The sequence below is a fragment of the Mycoplana sp. ABR4_002 genome (assembly GCF_056159645.1).
Genome location: NZ_JBSWVO010000001.1, coordinates 3271613 through 3288034, shown reverse-complemented (window position 1 = coordinate 3288034; position 16422 = coordinate 3271613). Strand labels below are relative to the sequence as shown.

13 protein-coding genes and 1 tRNA gene are annotated in these 16422 nt (G+C 67.3%); 8 read left to right on the top strand and 6 right to left on the bottom strand.

Translation table 11 applies throughout. The annotated features are described in order from the left end of the window. Window position 1: 1 nt before the first annotated feature. Window positions 2-1837, bottom strand: coding sequence for a dihydroxy-acid dehydratase (ilvD, locus tag ACXAGF_RS15675; RefSeq protein WP_475018308.1), 1836 nt, complete (start codon window positions 1835-1837; stop codon window positions 2-4). Window positions 1838-2071: 234 nt separating this feature from the next. Here ilvD and ACXAGF_RS15670 point away from each other — a divergent pair, with 234 nt between their 5' ends. After that, complete coding sequence (locus ACXAGF_RS15670) at window positions 2072-3082, top strand: GntR family transcriptional regulator (RefSeq protein ID WP_475018307.1); 1011 nt, start codon at window positions 2072-2074, stop codon at window positions 3080-3082. Window positions 3083-3157: 75 nt separating this feature from the next. On the opposite strand, the gene ACXAGF_RS15665 is transcribed toward ACXAGF_RS15670, so the two are convergent. Together ACXAGF_RS15665 and ACXAGF_RS15660 are read right to left on the bottom strand one after the other, a co-directional pair. Beyond that, the gene (locus tag ACXAGF_RS15665; protein ID WP_475018306.1) at window positions 3158-3424 is read right to left on the bottom strand and encodes a hypothetical protein; all 267 of its coding nucleotides are present in this window, start codon (window positions 3422-3424) and stop codon (window positions 3158-3160) included. 155 nt (window positions 3425-3579) lie between these two features. Continuing rightward, complete coding sequence (locus ACXAGF_RS15660; RefSeq protein ID WP_475018305.1) at window positions 3580-5109, bottom strand: UxaA family hydrolase; 1530 nt, start codon at window positions 5107-5109, stop codon at window positions 3580-3582. A gap of 213 nt (window positions 5110-5322) precedes the next feature. Here ACXAGF_RS15660 and ACXAGF_RS15655 point away from each other — a divergent pair, with 213 nt between their 5' ends. The 3 genes from ACXAGF_RS15655 (at window position 5323) to ACXAGF_RS15645 (ending at window position 8143) form a co-directional block, all read left to right on the top strand. Next, window positions 5323-6084 (top strand): FadR/GntR family transcriptional regulator, encoded by a 762-nt coding sequence (locus tag ACXAGF_RS15655; protein WP_475018304.1) that lies wholly within the window; start codon window positions 5323-5325, stop codon window positions 6082-6084. A 178-nt stretch (window positions 6085-6262) separates the two neighbouring features. Beyond that, on the top strand, window positions 6263-7522 hold the full coding sequence (locus tag ACXAGF_RS15650; protein WP_475018303.1) for an alpha/beta hydrolase: 1260 nt from the start codon (window positions 6263-6265) through the stop codon (window positions 7520-7522). A 399-nt stretch (window positions 7523-7921) separates the two neighbouring features. Continuing rightward, complete coding sequence (locus ACXAGF_RS15645; RefSeq protein ID WP_475018302.1) at window positions 7922-8143, top strand: hypothetical protein; 222 nt, start codon at window positions 7922-7924, stop codon at window positions 8141-8143. Between the two features lie 156 nt (window positions 8144-8299). On the opposite strand, the gene ACXAGF_RS15640 is transcribed toward ACXAGF_RS15645, so the two are convergent. Beyond that, complete coding sequence (locus tag ACXAGF_RS15640; RefSeq protein WP_475018301.1) at window positions 8300-8653, bottom strand: hypothetical protein; 354 nt, start codon at window positions 8651-8653, stop codon at window positions 8300-8302. An 88-nt stretch (window positions 8654-8741) separates the two neighbouring features. Continuing rightward, window positions 8742-8816 (bottom strand) — tRNA-Val (locus tag ACXAGF_RS15635). A gap of 332 nt (window positions 8817-9148) precedes the next feature. On the opposite strand from ACXAGF_RS15635, the gene ACXAGF_RS15630 reads away from it, so the two are divergent. From ACXAGF_RS15630 to ACXAGF_RS15615, 4 genes are read left to right on the top strand one after another with little or no spacing between them, the layout of a single operon-like run. Continuing rightward, window positions 9149-10297, top strand: coding sequence for an isovaleryl-CoA dehydrogenase (locus tag ACXAGF_RS15630; RefSeq protein WP_475019316.1), 1149 nt, complete (start codon window positions 9149-9151; stop codon window positions 10295-10297). Then, the gene (locus ACXAGF_RS15625; RefSeq protein ID WP_475018300.1) at window positions 10297-11904 is read left to right on the top strand and encodes a carboxyl transferase domain-containing protein; all 1608 of its coding nucleotides are present in this window, start codon (window positions 10297-10299) and stop codon (window positions 11902-11904) included. The genes ACXAGF_RS15630 and ACXAGF_RS15625 overlap by 1 nt, the downstream gene beginning before the upstream one ends. Window positions 11905-11926: 22 nt before the next feature. Continuing rightward, window positions 11927-12310: a RidA family protein gene (locus ACXAGF_RS15620; RefSeq protein WP_475018299.1), complete on the top strand. Its 384-nt coding sequence runs from the start codon at window positions 11927-11929 to the stop codon at window positions 12308-12310. 12 nt (window positions 12311-12322) lie between these two features. Beyond that, on the top strand, window positions 12323-14311 hold the full coding sequence (locus tag ACXAGF_RS15615; protein ID WP_475018298.1) for an acetyl/propionyl/methylcrotonyl-CoA carboxylase subunit alpha: 1989 nt from the start codon (window positions 12323-12325) through the stop codon (window positions 14309-14311). 19 nt (window positions 14312-14330) lie between these two features. On the opposite strand, the gene pbpC is transcribed toward ACXAGF_RS15615, so the two are convergent. Next, window positions 14331-16394, bottom strand: a complete 2064-nt coding sequence (gene pbpC, locus ACXAGF_RS15610; RefSeq protein ID WP_475019315.1) for a penicillin-binding protein 1C — start codon at window positions 16392-16394, stop codon at window positions 14331-14333. Between the last annotated feature and the right edge of the window lie 28 nt (window positions 16395-16422).

Here is a 16422-nt window from a genome sequence, read left to right as displayed (position 1 = left end):
ATCATTCCGGCAGGATGCGCACCGCGCCGAGGTCGGCGGAGGAGGCAAAGGCGGCGTAGGCCTTCAGCGCCGTCGTGACGTTGCGCTTGCGCGGCTGCGCCGGCTTCCAGCCAAGCCTGTCCTGCTCGGCACGGCGCTCGGCGAGTTCGGCTTCGGAGACCGCCAGGTTGATCGTGCGGTTCGGAATATCGATTTCGATGACGTCGCCCTGGCGCACCAGCCCGATCGTGCCGCCATTGGCCGCTTCCGGCGAGGCGTGGCCGATCGACAGCCCCGAAGTGCCGCCGGAGAAGCGGCCGTCGGTGACGAGCGCGCACGCCTTGCCCAGGCCCTTCGACTTCAGGTAGCTCGTTGGGTAGAGCATCTCCTGCATACCGGGGCCGCCCTTGGGGCCCTCATAGCGGATGACGACGACGTCGCCGGCCTTGACCTCGCCAGCGAGAATGCCCTTCACGGCCGCGTCCTGGCTTTCGTACACGACGGCGGGGCCGGTGAACTTCAGGATCGATTCATCGACGCCGGCGGTCTTCACGATGCAGCCGTCGAGCGCGATGTTGCCCTTCAGCACGGCAAGGCCGCCATCCTTGGAGAAGGGATGCTCGACCGAGCGGATGACGCCGTTCTCGCCGTCGGTGTCGAGCTCGTCCCAGCGGGCCTCCTGGCTGAAGGCGACCTGGGTCGGGATGCCGCCCGGAGCGGCGCGGAAGAAGGTGCGCACGGTGTCGCTGCCGGTGCGGGTGATGTCCCAGCGGTCGATGGCGTCGCCAAGCGTTGCGGCATGCACCGTCGGGCTGTCGCGGTGGATCAGGCCGCCGCGCTCGAGTTCCCCGAGGATGCGCATGATGCCGCCGGCGCGGTGCACGTCTTCCATGTGCACGTCGTTCTTGGCGGGAGCAACCTTGGACAGGCACGGTACCTGGCGCGACAGCCGGTCGATGTCGTCGAGGGTGAAGTCGATCCCGCCCTCGTAGGCCGCGGCGAGGATGTGCAGCACCGTATTGGTCGAGCCGCCCATGGCGATGTCGAGCGACATCGCGTTCTCGAAGGCCCTCTTGTTGGCGATCGCACGCGGCAGCACGCTCGCGTCCTCCTGCTCGTAGTAGCGCCGGGCGAGGTCGACGATCAGGTGGCCGGCCTCGACGAACAGGCGCTTGCGGTCGGCGTGGGTGGCGAGCGTCGAGCCGTTGCCGGGTAAGGACAGGCCGAGGGCCTCGGTCAGACAGTTCATCGAGTTGGCGGTGAACATGCCGGAGCACGAGCCGCAGGTCGGGCAGGCCGAGCGCTCGATCACCTTGACGTCCTCGTCGGAGACCTTGTCGTCGGCGGCGGCGACCATCGCATCGACCAGGTCGAGCGCGTGCGTCTTGCCGTGCAGGACGACCTTGCCGGCCTCCATCGGCCCGCCCGAGACGAACACGGCCGGGATGTTCAGGCGCATGGCGGCATTCAGCATGCCGGGGGTGATCTTGTCGCAGTTGGAGATGCAGACCATGGCATCGGCGCAGTGCGCGTTGACCATGTATTCGACGCTGTCGGCGATGATCTCGCGGCTCGGCAGCGAATAGAGCATGCCGTCATGGCCCATGGCGATGCCGTCGTCGACGGCGATCGTGTTGAATTCCTTGGCGACGCCGCCGGCCGCCTCGATCTCGCGGGCGACCAACTGGCCGAGGTCCTTCAGGTGGACGTGGCCGGGCACGAACTGTGTGAACGAGTTGACCACCGCAATGATCGGCTTGCCGAAATCGCTGTCCTTCATGCCGGTTGCGCGCCACAGGCCGCGGGCGCCGGCCATGTTGCGGCCGTGGGTGGTGGTACGGGAGCGATAGGCTGGCATCGATGGGTCCTCACTTCCAGTCGCGCAGGGATCGGCGGCGTGATGGGCCGAACCTGCCGTTGTCAGGCGTTCCCTACCGCAAATCACCCGCCGCGTCACGAAAGGAATGTCACTTTTTGCCGGTCGGCGTGGAATTTTCTGTCGCGGACCGGCGCGCGGCGCCGGTGGCAATGACCGTTGTCGGCACGAACCATTTGTGCGACTGTCCGTGCCGCAACGAGGATGGGCAGGCGCATGGCAAGGCAACGGGCAGCGAGCGCGGAAGCGACGGACACCGGCCCCCTCTACCTGCGCATCCGCGACGCGCTTGCCGAGGCAATCGTTTCGGAGCGGCTGCCGAAACGGACGTTGCTGCTCGAAGGCGCTGTCGCCGCCGTCTTTTCCTCGACGCGCACGCCGGTGCGCCAGGCCTTCGCACTTCTGGAGGCGGCCGGGGCGATTCGTCGCTTCGAGGGGCGCGGCTTCATCGTCGGGCCCGGCAAGGGCGCGCCGCTCCGGATCGCGCTGACGCCGGAGATGGTTGGCGACGGCTCGGATGCGCCGGCGCTGCGCAAAGCGCCGGCCTGGGAGGCGATCTACGAGGGGCTGGAGCGGGAAATGGTGCACCTGTCCGTCTTCGGTCGCCACCGCATCAACGAGGTGGAACTGGCGCGCGCCAAGGGCGTCGGCCGGCAGGTGGCGCGCGACGCGCTGACGCGGCTGGAAAGCCTCGGCATCGTCGAGAAGGACGATCGCATGCGCTGGACGGTCGTACCGCTCGACGACAAGCGCATGCGCGACCTGCACGACATCCGCGTGGCGCTGGAGCCGGTGGCGCTGACACAGGCCTTTCCCTTCATGCCGGAAGACGAGCGCACGGCAATGACGGTGCGGCTGAAACGTGCGCTTGCCGGCTATCCCGATCTCTCGATCGAGGAGATGGACGGCATGGAGACTGACCTGCACATCACCCTGCTCGGCCACTGCCCCAACCGCGAGATCGTGATCGCGCTGCGCCGCGCCCGCTTCATGCTCAACGTCTCAAAGCACATCATGGGCGTGTCGCACGCCATGCCGAAGGACGAGCCCTTCATCGCCGAACACCTCGTCGTGTTCGCCGCGCTGGAGGCCGGCGACATCGAGGGCGCGGCAGCGGCGCTGCGGCACCACATCGCGGTGTCGCTGCCGAAGGTGATCGGGCGGGTGGCGCAGTTTCGAGCGACGCACCGGCCGCATGTGCCGGGCTATGCGGGCGAGGTGGGGTAGGGCCAACGGCAGATCCCCGCCCGCCGGCTTCACCCGCACGGCGGCACCCCCGGCGCCCGCGAGGTGCGTGCCCCCTTACGACTCGACCAGTATCACCACGGATTCCGGCACGACGCCGTCATGGGCCATCGCGTCTGCGGCGGCCGGGCTTTCCATCGCCTTTGCGAGTGCGTCCATGTCCGGAACGTCCATGATCAGCGCCACCCGGGTCGGGTTCTGGGGATCAACGAAGGTGCGAATGCCCGAGATGCCAAGCTGGCCAAAGAACGCGTCGCGTTTCGGCGAGTTGAGCCAATGTTCCGCGCCCTTGGTAATGTTGTGGTGGGCAATGATGGTCGGCATGGTCGTCCTCCCTCCGGTGAGATCTTCAGCCCATGACGGGGCTCAAGACCTCAACCACGGAACGCCCGGCCGCGCGACCTGTCAACCCCGCCCGTAGCCCCGGGCGGTGGTCCGGGTCAGCAGCAGGGCGCCGGGAGCTTGCGATCCGGCGCTTCTTAGGTAATCGCGCCCACCTGCCACGGCACGAACTCGTTGTCGCCGTAGTCGAAAGCCTCGCTGGCGGTCTTCTGGCCCGACGCGGTCGCGATGACGAATTCGAAGATGCGGCGGCCGGCCTGTTCGATTGTTTCGGTGCCGTCGACGATGGTGCCGCAGTTGATGTCCATGTCGTCCTTGATGTGCTCGTACATCGGCGTGTTGGTGGCGATCTTGATGCAGGGGGCCGGCTTGTAGCCGGAGACCGAGCCGCGGCCGGTGGTGAAGGCGACGAGGTTGCAGCCTCCGGCGATCTGGCCGGTGACGGCGGCGGGGTCGTAGCCGGGCGTGTCCATGAAGACGAAGCCGCGCTCCGTCACCTCCTCGGCATATTCGTAGACGGCGCTGAGCGGCATCGAGCCGCCCTTGGCGACGGCGCCGAGCGATTTTTCCAGGATCGTGGTCAGGCCGCCGGCCTTGTTGCCGTGCGAGGGATTGTTGTTCAGCTCCGCGTCGTTCTTCGCCGTGTAGTCGCGCCACCAGTCGATCCGCGACAGCAGCTTTTCGGCCACTTCCGGACGGGCGGCGCGGCGGGTGAGCAGGTGCTCGGCGCCGTAGATCTCCGGCGTTTCCGACAGCACGGTCGTCGCACCTTCCCTGACGAGCAGGTCGGAGGCGATGCCGAGCGCCGGGTTGGCGGAGATGCCGGAATAACCGTCCGAGCCGCCGCATTCGAGCGCCAGCCGGATGCCGGACAGCGGTTGCGGCGTGCGCCGGATTGCGCCCACGTCCGGCAGCATGTCGTCGATCATCTCGCAGGCCGCTTCGATCGTCTTGCGCGTGCCACCCTGGTTCTGGATCATCATCGTGCGGAAGGTCTTGCCCTCCTCGAGGCCCGCCTCCTCGACCAGCGGACCGTACTGGAAGGTCTCGCAGCCGAGCCCGATCATCAGGATGCCGCCGAAGTTGGGGTTCCTCGCATAGCCCTTGAAGGTGCGGGTGAGGATGCGCCCGCCCTCGGATTTCAGGTTCAGCGCGCAGCCGCCGCCATAGGTGAGCGCCACCACGCCGTCGATGTTGTCGTGTCCGGCCTCGCGGAACTTGCGGGCGTAATGCTCAGCGACGTAGCGCGAGACGGTGGCGGAACAGTTCACCGTCGACAGGATGCCGATGTAGTTGCGCGTGCCGATGCGGCCGTTGCCGCGGTCGTAACCGTCGAAGGAGCGGCGGTCGGCCTCCGGCACCATCAGCGGCGGGACGTTGTCGATGCAAAACTCGTGCTTCAGCGCAACGTCCTGGATTGCGAGATTCTGCAGATGGACGTGCTCGCCGGGATCTATGGCCCGGGTCGCGTAGCCGATGATCTGGCCGTATTTGAGCACCGGTGTGCCCTCGGCGATCGGCGCGATCGCCACCTTGTGGCCGCGCGGGATGCGCTCGGCGGCGACGACGCCGTTCACGAGCGGTCGGCCCGCGTCGACATTGGCGGGCACGACGCCGACGTTGTCTTTGGGGTTGAGGACGAGGACGGCGGGCATTTCGGCGAGCATCGCGGACTCCTGCGGCAGGGATTGCCGCAGTTATGCACAATGTCTGCAAAAGTCAATTGAACGGGGCTCGGCTTTCGTGCAAGCCTGCGGAGTTGGGGCACCTGGCCCGGCATTCGTCGGACATATCCTTGAGCGGGTATGATTAAGGTGGCATCATCTCAGGTCCTGAAACGCCGGACGGTCGCAGGGCCGGAAGGGCGATGGGAGGAAACGTTGGAAGGCACCAGCAGCAAGCGGGCCTTGGCGGGCCCGCCGGTCAAGCGCCCGCGCGTCCAGAAGAACGTGACGATGGCCATCGGCCTCGACATCTGCTCGGACCGCTATCCGGTCGGCAGCGTGCTGCCGAAGGAGAGCGACCTGTGCGCCCTCTACGGCGTCAGCCGGACGGTGGTGCGGGAATCGCTCAAGGTCCTCGCGACCAAGGGGCTGGTGTTCAGCCGGCCGCGCATCGGCACGGTCATCTGCGAGAAGGCGGAATGGAACATCCTTGATCCACAGATTCTCGAATGGATGGGGCCGCGCATCCACAATCTCGACCTTCTCGGCTGCATCCTGGAAACGCGTCGCACGGTCGAGCCGGTGGCGGCGGCGCTGGCTGCCGAGCGCGCCAGCACCGAGGAGGTCGCCAGCCTCGAGAGCGCATGGCTGAAGATGCGCGACGCCGGAGGCGACGCCGACGTCTTCACCAGTGCCGACGTCGAGTTCCACGAGATCCTGCTCAGGGCCAGTCACAACCAGGTCTTCCGCCAGCTGTCCGGCATTATCCATGCCGCGTTGACCTATTCGCTGCAATGCTCCAATACCGCCGCGGCAGCCCGCGACGAGGCCGTCCAGGTCCATCTGGAACTGGTCGAGGCGCTGCGCCAGCGCGACCGGGAGACGGCGCGTGCCTGCTCGCATCGCATGCTCGACCTCGCCGCGCGCGATCTCGCTGCCGAAATGCGCGGACGGGCTCAGCCGCACGCGCCGCATTGACGCGCCGACCTGTGGCCGCAACGCCTCAGCCGGTCGCCCGGTTTTCGTCACATATCTGTTGCGCGGCGATAAGCGATTGCCTGCCGCCGCCCCGCCCGTTAAAGCTTCCGTAACGAATGAGGATCGTCCCAGGGAAAATCGGGGCGGCTCGTCTGTCCGGACGCCGCCAAGTGCGGCAATGCGAAGAGGGTGCGCCGGAATGCGAACCGGTTGGCGTATTGCGTTGGTTCTTTCGCTTTCGGTGGCGCTTGCGGCCTGCGGCGGCAAGAAGGGATACATGGCGCCGGTCGCGGTGACGAAGCCCGTCCCCGGCGCGACCCCGGTCGACATGCTCGTCGCCACCACGCGCCTGCCCTCCGGCGACCCCAATACCCTGTTTTCCGGCGAGCGCAGCGCCCGTCCGTTTCTGACGGCGCTGACGGTCTCGGTCCCGCCCGACAGCCAGCGTCAGGTGGGAAGCGTGCAGTGGCCGAAACAGCTGCCCCCCAACCCGGAGACCGACTTCGCGGTGACGAAGGTCGAGCAGCTGGAATCGATCGACAGCGGGGAAGACTGGTTCCGCGTGCACAACAGGGACGGCCACGTCATGGTTTTCGTGCACGGCTTCAACAACCGCTACGAGGACGCGGTCTTCCGGTTTGCGCAGATCGTTCACGATTCCGATGCGGATGTGACGCCGATCCTGTTTACCTGGCCCTCGCGCGCCCGGGTGTTTGACTACAATTACGACAAGGAAAGCACGAACTATTCCCGCAGCGGGCTGGAACGGTTGCTGCACGTGCTGTCTGCCGAGAAAGGGGTCAAGGACGTCACCATCCTGGCCCATTCGATGGGCACCTGGCTGGCGATGGAGGCGCTGCGGCAGATGGCGATCCGCGACGGCCGGGTTGCGCCGAAGATCGAGAACGTCGTGCTGGCCTCGCCCGACATCGATGTCGACGTGTTCGCGCGCCAATGGTCGGACCTCGGGGACACGAAGCCGAACATCACCATCTTCGTCTCGCAGGACGATCGGGCGCTGGCGCTATCGCGCTTCATTTCCGGCGACATTCAGCGGCTCGGGCAGATCAACCCGGCCGACGAGCCCTACCGCGCACAGTTCGAAAAGGCCGGGATTACGGTCGTCGACCTGACCAAGGTGCAGTCGGAGGACCGTCTCAACCACGGCAAGTTCGCCGAGAGCCCTGAAATCGTCAAGCTGATCGGCAATCGGCTGGTGAACGGCCAGACGCTGACGGATTCCGACGTTTCGCTCGGGGAGGGGATCACCGCCGTGGTCGCCGGCACCGCGGGCGGCATTGGCCGGATCGCGGCCACCACCGTCGCGACGCCGATCGACCTTCTGACGCTGACGCCGGAGCAGCAGCGGATCGGCGCGGGCCCGGGCGCGGCGCCGGTGTTCGAGCAGGCGGAGCCGCCGGCAGCGCAAACCCGCTGAGCGGGCGGCGATTTGCCTCCAATTGCCAATCCACTTATTCCCTCGTCGATGTGGGTTTCATTCACTTCCGTCCGACTTTCGTTGCCGGCACGCGTCGTCGTGGCCGTCAACCAAAGTCACTGGCGAGCCGGTCCAATTCAATCATATGGATTCATTATAAAAAATCGGACGCAGGTTGTTCCGCCAGCTCACTATTCTGTCACCGTCATTATGGCAAATTCGCTCAGCTGACCGGAAGATGCGCCGCATCGCTTGGATTTGCGATGCTTAACGTTTTGAGTTTGTGCGTTATTCTCGCAACTTCCCACATTTTTGTGGATTTATGTATTAGGATGTGCTTTCATGTCCACATAAGCGCATAAATCAGCCAATAAAACGAACGCTTCAAAGGGGAATTCCATGGCACGAACGCCGGAGGAATGGGGGGCGCTGCTTGGCACGACCCTCGCGCGCATGCAAGCCACAGACCCAGCTTTCCTGTTGCCGGCCATGTCGCCGGACTGCAGCCGCATCATCACCGAGACCATTGCCGTCATCGTCGCCGAAGCCCGCCGGCAGGGGCGTGAAGAGGCCCTGCGGGGCGCGCGCCGGTCGGCAACGGTCAGCCGCCTCTGCGCCTGAGCAAACGGCTCCGGGCGCGGCGACACTCGAGGCGTCGCGGTTCGGAAATCATACATCTGGACACCGGCGAGTTCGACCCGAGGCGTTGCGACGCAAGGCAGTTTATTGCGTCGTTGCGTTGCCGCCTTGGCGTCGAAACCGTCGCGCCGGCCCCGGCTATCGTTCCGTCGGCTGAGCGCTGAGGCGACCGCGCGAGCGCGGGCGTCCGGAATGGCTCAAGCGTTGGCCGGCCTCCTTCAGTTCGGCTGCGGAAAACAGCGCCTGGAAATCCGGCGATAGCATCTTCGCCTCCATCGACAGTTCCGGCCGCCCGAGATCAACCAGCCGTTCCAGCCCGGTGGTGCCGGGCTTGAACACCAGTTCCTTTGCGGCGGCCACGCCGCCGTTGAGAATGACGTAGCGGCGCAACAGTACCGGGCGAAAGCCGAGGCCGGCGCAGGCGTCGTAGAGTGCCAGCATCGCCTCGTGGAAACGGTCTTCCGGGCGGGTGGCGGCGGCGCCGATCCTCATGGTGTTGATCCTCCCGATCATGGGGCCCGCGGCGGGCGCCAAAAGGAAAAGGGCTCAGCGGTCGCCCGCTAAGCCCTTGAAATTCGAATGGTGGGCGTGACAAGGATCGAACTTGTGACCCCTACGATGTCAACGTAGTGCTCTCCCGCTGAGCTACACGCCCATCCGATGTCGGCGCATAGACCACAAAAGCCGGCGCGGCGTCAATAGGCTTTGTGAAGCTTTTTTTCTGGCCCGATGACACCGCGATGCGCGCCCGGGTTTTCCTGGTTTTGGCGCGCAAAAAGGCCGTGGATAAAATGGGGATCGCACTCCTCACGGGAAAATGGCACCCTATTTCTAAGCGGGCGCTTCGGGAGGAGCGCTGTCCGATCGGCCGAATGGGTGAGGCGGCCGATGGAACGACCACAACCAGCGCCGCACCCGAGCGTTTGGGTGATCGGCGGCGCCTGCGCCGGACGTCACCCGGGAGGACAGACCATGTATACTGCCGCAATGAGCTTCGGGCTCGGCGATGAGATCGAGGCGCTGCGCGACAGCGCGCGCCGTTTCGCCAATGACCGGATCGCGCCGATCGCGGCCGAAATCGATCGCAGCAATGCCTTTCCGCTGTCGCTGTGGCGCCAGATGGGCGAGCTCGGCCTGCTCGGCGTAACCGCTGCGGAGGAGTTCGGCGGGGTCGCGATGGGCTATCTCGCCCATTGTGTCGCCATGGAAGAGATCAGCCGCGCCTCGGCCTCGGTCGGGCTCAGCTACGGCGCCCATTCCAATCTCTGCGTCAACCAGATCACGCGCAACGGCTCGGACGCGCAGCGGGCGAGATATCTGCCCAAGCTGATTTCCGGCGAGCATGTCGGCGCGCTCGCCATGTCCGAGCCGGGCGCCGGCTCCGATGTCGTGTCGATGAAACTGCGCGCGGAGAAGCGCGGCGACCGCTACGTACTGAACGGTAACAAGATGTGGATCACCAACGGGCCGGACGCCGACGTGCTGGTCGTCTATGCCAAGACCGATCCCGACGCCGGCCCGCGCGGCATCACCGCCTTCCTGGTGGAGAAGGGTTTCAAGGGCTTTTCCACGGCACAGAAGCTCGACAAGCTCGGCATGCGCGGCTCCAACACCTGCGAACTGGTGTTCGCCGATTGCGAGGTGCCGGCCGAGAACGTGATGGGCGGGGAGGGGCGCGGCGTCAACGTGCTGATGTCCGGCCTCGACTATGAGCGCGTGGTGCTGTCCGGTGGACCGCTCGGTATCATGGCCGCCTGCCTCGACGTCGTCGTACCCTATGTGCACGAGCGCAAGCAGTTCGAGCGGCCGATCGGCGAGTTCCAGTTCCTGCAGGGCAAGGTGGCCGACATGTATGTCGCCCTCAATTCCGCCCGCGCCTATGTCTATGCCGTAGCTGCCGCTTGCGACCGCGGCGAGACGACCCGCAAGGACGCCGCCGGCTGCATCCTCTATGCGGCCGAGCAGGCGACACAGCAGGCGCTGCAGGCGATCCAGGCGCTCGGCGGCAACGGCTACATCAACGACTATCCGACCGGACGGCTGCTGCGCGACGCCAAGCTTTACGAGATTGGCGCCGGCACCTCGGAAATCCGGCGCATGCTGATCGGTCGCGAAATCTTCGGGGAAACGGCGTAATGGCGGTGCTGCGCACGAACGTCTCGCCGCGCGGCGAGGCCTTCGCCGCCAACCGCGCGGCGATGCTGTCGGCGATCGCGACCGCGGAAGCGGCCGCCGGGGTCGCCTTCGAGGGGGGCGGAGCGAAGGCGCGGGAGCGTCATCTCGGCCGCGGCAAGCTGCTGCCGCGCGACCGGGTGGCGCAATTGCTCGACCCCGGTTCGCCATTCCTGGAAATCGGACTGGTGGCGGGGCACGACGTCTATGACGGAGCCTCGCCGGGTGGCGGCATGATCGCCGGCATCGGCCGCGTGTCGGGGCGCGAGTGCATGATCGTGTGCAACGACGCGACCGTTAAGGGCGGGACCTATTATCCGATCACGGTGAAGAAGCACCTGCGGGCGCAGGAGATCGCCGAGCAGAACCGGCTGCCCTGCATCTATCTCGTCGATTCCGGCGGCGCCAACCTGCCGAACCAGGACGAGGTGTTCCCCGACCGGGACCATTTCGGCCGAATCTTCTACAATCAGGCGCAGATGTCGTCCAAGGGTATCCCGCAGATCGCGGTCGTGATGGGCAGTTGCACCGCCGGCGGCGCCTATGTGCCGGCGATGAGCGACGAAACCGTGATCGTGCAGAACCAGGGCACGATCTTTCTCGCCGGACCGCCGCTGGTCAAGGCGGCGACCGGTGAGGTGGTCAGTGCCGAGGATCTCGGCGGCGGCGACGTGCACACCCGGCTTTCCGGCGTCGCCGACCACCTTGCCCGCGATGACCGGCAGGCGCTGGCGATCGCGCGGCGAATCGCTGCCAACCTGAACGGCGGCAAGCCGCCGCTACCGGAGAAAGGCGCCGGCGAGGCGCCGCTGTACGATCCGGAGGAAATTCTCGGCATCGTGCCGGCGGACACGAAGGTCCCCTTTGACGTGCGCGAGGTGATCGCGCGGATCGTCGACGGCTCGCGCTTCGACGAGTTCAAGGCCCGCTACGGCACAACGCTCGTCTGCGGCTTCGCCGCCGTGCACGGCATGCCGGTCGGGATCCTCGCCAACAACGGCGTGCTGTTCTCAGAAGCGGCGCTGAAGGGCGCGCACTTCGTCGAACTTTGCGCCCAGCGCGGGGTCCCGCTGGTGTTCCTGCAGAACATCACCGGCTTCATGGTGGGGCGGAAATACGAGGCCGACGGCATCGCCAAGCACGGCGCCAAGCTGGTCACCGCGGTCGCGACCGTGGGAGTGCCGAAGATCACCCTGCTGATCGGCGGCTCCTATGGCGCCGGCAATTACGGCATGTGCGGGCGGGCCTATTCGCCGCGCTTCCTCTGGACCTGGCCGAACAGCCGCATCGCCGTCATGGGCGGCGAGCAGGCGGCCGGCGTGCTCGCCACGGTCCGCCGCGAGGCAATCGAACGCAGCGGGCAGGGCTGGACCGTCGAGGCGGAGGCGGAGTTCAAGCGGCCGACCATCGAGATGTTCGAGCGGCAGAGCCATCCGCTCTATGCCTCGGCGCGGTTGTGGGACGACGGCATCGTCGATCCGCGCCGCACGCGCGACGTGCTCGGCCTGTCACTCTCGGCGGCGCTGAATGCGCCGGTCGCGCCGACCCAGTTCGGCATTTTCCGCATGTAGATCCAGCCCCTGGAGGACGATCATGGAACGGGAAAACGTAAACGCGAAAAATGCACCGGCGCCGCATGGCGGCTATTCGCAGGCGGTCAGGATCGACAGTTACCGGAAGCTGCTGCTGATCAGCGGCCAGATCCCGGCCGATACCGACGACAAGGTGCCGGAAGGGTTCGAGGCCCAGGCGCGCCAGGTCTGGCGCAACATCGATGCACAACTCAAGGCCGCGGGGATGGACAAGGCCGACCTCGTCAAGGTGACGATGTACCTTGCCGACCGCCAGTTCGCCGTCGCTAACCGCGAAGTCCGCAGCGAGTACCTCGGCGCGGTCAACCCGGCACTGACCGTCGTGATCTGCGGCATATTCGACGACCGCTGGCTACTCGAGGTCGAGGCCGTCGCGGCGCAATAACCGGAAAAGAGCATGTTCAAGAAGATTCTGATCGCCAATCGCGGCGAGATTGCCTGCCGCATCATCCGCACGGCGAGAAAGCTCGGCATCGCCACGGCCGCCATCTATTCCGATGCCGACCGCCGCTCGCTGCATGTACAACAGGCCGACGAGGCGTTTCGCGTCGGCCCGGCCGAGGCGGCGCGCAGCTACCTTAACGCCGATGCGATCATCGCTGCCTGCAAGTTGAGCGGCGCCGAGGCGGTCCATCCTGGTTACGGCTTTTTGTCGGAGAATCCGGAGTTCGTCGAAGCGGTCGAGGCCGCCGGTCTCGTCTTTATCGGTCCCTCGGCGAAGGCGATCCGGGCGATGGGCCTGAAGGACGCCGCCAAGGCGCTGATGGAGCAGGCAGGCGTGCCGGTGGTGCCCGGCTATCACGGCGAGAACCAGGATCCGGCGTTCCTTGCGACCGAGGCCGAGGCGATCGGCTACCCGGTGCTGATCAAGGCGCGGGCGGGCGGCGGCGGCAAGGGCATGCGCCGGGTCGACGGCAGCCGGGATTTCGCAGCGGCCCTGGCCAGCGCGCGGCGCGAGGCGGAAGCCTCCTTCGGCGACGGCCGGGTGCTGGTCGAAAAATACATGGCCAAGCCGCGACACATCGAGGTGCAGGTTTTCGGCGACCGGCACGGCAACGCCGTGCACCTGTTCGAGCGCGACTGCTCGGCGCAGCGCCGCCACCAGAAGGTGATCGAGGAGGCGCCGGCACCGGGCATGAGCGCCGAAATGCGCACAGCAATGGGCACGGCGGCGGTACGCGCGGCAGAGGCGATCGGCTACAGTGGCGCGGGGACGGTGGAGTTCATCGCCGACGTCTCCGAAGGGCTGCGAGTGGACCGATTCTTCTTCATGGAGATGAACACCCGTTTGCAGGTCGAGCATCCGGTGACGGAGGCGGTCACCGGGCTCGACCTGGTCGAATGGCAACTGCGGGTGGCGGCGGGCGAGCCGCTGCCGAAGTCGCAGGCGGAACTGTCGATCGACGGCTGGGCCTTCGAGGCACGGATTTATGCGGAGAACCCCGCGCGTGATTTCCTGCCGGCCACCGGACGGCTGGTGCGGTTCGATGTGCCGGGCGGTGTCCGTGTCGATGCCGGCGTGCGGGCCGGCGACGAGATCTCCGCCTTCTACGATCCGATGATCGCCAAGGTCATCGCCCATGGCGCCGACCGCACCGAGGCGCTCGGACGGCTCGCCGGCGCGTTGGGCCAATGCCGCATCGCCGGTCTTACCACCAATACGGGCTTCCTCGAGCGGCTGTGCCGGGAGCCGAACTTCGCTGCCGGCGACGTCGATACCGGCCTGATCGAGCGGTCTGCGACAACGTTGCTGCCGAACCCGGCGCCGGGAGCGAGGGTCGTGGCGCTGGCCGCTCTGGCCGCGCTCGACCTCCTGTCCCCCGCGGCCGGCCGCGACCCGTGGGGCCGCCTGTCCGGCTTTCGCCTTTGGGGCGAGGCCTGGCAGTCGGCTTTCGTCGAGCACGAGGGGCAGGCAGCGGAAGTGCGGGTTGCCGCATTGGGCGCAAGCCGGTTCGATATCGGCATCGGAGACGAGAGGTTTTCTCTCGACCTTCAGCGCTGCGGCCCGGACGGGCAGGTGCTGGCCGACTTCGGCGATCGGGTGCTCGAAGGCTTCCTCGTCCGCGACGGGCGCTCGATCACGGTCTTTGCGGAGGGGTCGACCCACGTCTTCCAGATGGAGGAAACGGCCGGGCTGCACGGCGAGGAGGAGGCCGGCGGCGACGTCGTGGCCGCACCGATGCCGGGCCTCGTCCGGCTCGTTTCGGTGGCCGAGGGGGCACGCGTCGCCAGGGGCGATCCGCTCGTGACGATGGAGGCGATGAAGATGGAACTGGTGCTGGCGGCGCCGCGTGACGGCCTGGTCGAGGCCGTGCCGGTGGCGGCCGGTGACCAGGTCGGCGAGGGCGCGGTGCTGCTGCGGCTGGCGGCAGAGGAGCCCGAATAGCGGCGGCACGCTTGCCCGGTTACTCGACGAACACGCGCACGCTCGCCGCGCGGCCCGTCGCATCGATGACCGTCAGCGTCGAGTAACCGGCGCCGTCGGGTACCCATTGGGTGATGCGTCGACGTGACGTCTCGGGCAGCATCCGGCCATTGGCGAGCCAGCGGAACGGGGCGCGGCCGCCCTGCAGCTTCAGCGCCAGCGGTGCGATCTCGCCGCCGGCGCGCGCGCCGAGCGCCACGTGCGCTCCCTCCGGCGGATAGACGATCTGCGGCGGCGGCTCGCGCGCACTGGCCGCCACCAGTCCGCTGGCGGTGCGGGCGAAGCGGCGCAGCCCGACCGGTAGTTCCGACTGGGCAAGTCGCACCGCGCCGGCCGGGGGCCGCGGCAGCGGGGTGATGGCCACCCCCGACCTGGCGAAAGCCTCGAACAGGATCGGCGCAGCGGCGTCGTAGCCGGTCAGGCCGGGAACGGCGGCATTGTCGGCGCGGCCGACCCAGACGCCCAGCACATGGCGGCCGTCATAGCCGACCGACCAGGCGTCACGGTAGCCGTAGCTGGTTCCGGTCTTGTAGGCGATGCCGAGCCTGCGGCTGCCGCGCGGGGGCAAAACCGCAGAAAGCGTGTCGGTGACGTTCCAGGCGGCGACCGGATCGAGCAGCGACGCGCCGTCTGGCGCGGCCGACGCCCGGTCGACGCCATCGCCGAGTCTGATGACCCGCCCCTCGCCGGCAAGCGCGGCGTAGAGCTGGACAAGGTCCCGCAGCGTGATGCCGGCGCCGCCAAGGCCGATCGCCAGGCCGGGGGCCTCGCCCACAGGCAGCGAAAGCCCGACGTCGGCGCGGCGCAGCCGCACCATCAGCCGGGTCGGGCCGACGGCGTCGAGCAGGCGCACCGCAGGGACGTTGAGCGAAAGCTGCAATGCCTGCCGCACACTGACGTCACCCTGGTAGCTCATGTCGAAATTGCGCGGCCGGTAGCCGAAGAAGTCGGCCGGGCGGTCCTCGACGATCGTTTCCTGCGCCACCAGCCCCTCCTCGAAGGCGAGCCCGTAGATGAACGGCTTGAGGGCGGATCCGGGCGAGCGGTCGGTGCGGGTCATGTCGATCCAGCCGGCGCGGGCGGCATCGAAATAGTCGGCCGAGCCGACGCTGCCGACGATTGCACCGGTTTTCGCGTCCGCCATCAGCATGGCGACGGACAGTTTTGGGCCGAGCCGTGCCGCGGCATCGCGGGCGACCGCCTCCAGCGCCTGCTGCACCTCGCGCCGGATCGTCGTCGTGTGGCGCTGTTGGCCGGGTGTGCGGCGCAGGGCGCGTTCGGCCACGTGCGGGGCGAAGGCGGGAAGTTGCCGCCGGCGGTCGGGGACGTCTTCCGCCGTGGCCCGCTCCGCTTCGCCCTCGCCGATGACGGCCGAGACGGCCATTCGTGCGAGCACACGTTGCCGGGCCGCTTCGGCTTCCCCGGCAAAGCGGTCGGGCCGACGGCGTTCGGGCAACTGCGGCAAGGCGACGAGGAGGGCGGCCTCGGCGACCGACAGTCGCCGCGGCTCCTTGCCGAAGTAGGCCAGGCTGGCCGCGCGCACGCCTTCCAGATTGCCGCCATAGGGCGCGCGGGTGAGGTAGAGCTCGAGAATCTCGGCCTTGCTCAGCCTCCGCTCGATCTGGAGCGCCCGGGCGATCTGCTTCAGCTTGGACAGCACGGAGCGTCCGTGGCGCGGCTCGATCAGGCGGGCGACCTGCATCGACAGCGTCGAGGCGCCGGAGACGATCCGGCCATTGCCGGCAAACTGCGCCGCGGCTCGCAGCAGCGCCAGCGGATCAACACCATTGTGGTCGTGGAAGCGCTGGTCCTCGTAGGTGATCAGCATGCGGACGAAGCGGGGATCGACATCCTTCACCGCAGTCGGCAGCCGCCAGAGTCCGTCGGCGGTGGCGAAGGCGCGCAAGAGCCTGCCGTCCGCATCGACCACCTCAGGCGAAACGTCCATCGCGTGCTCGAGCGGCGGCGGGTAGGCATGGTCAAGGCGATTGGCCACGTGCAGCAGCGCGGTGCACAGGAGCGCGCCGCCCAGAAGCGCCAGCATGGCCTTGCCGAGCCGTGACACGAACGTC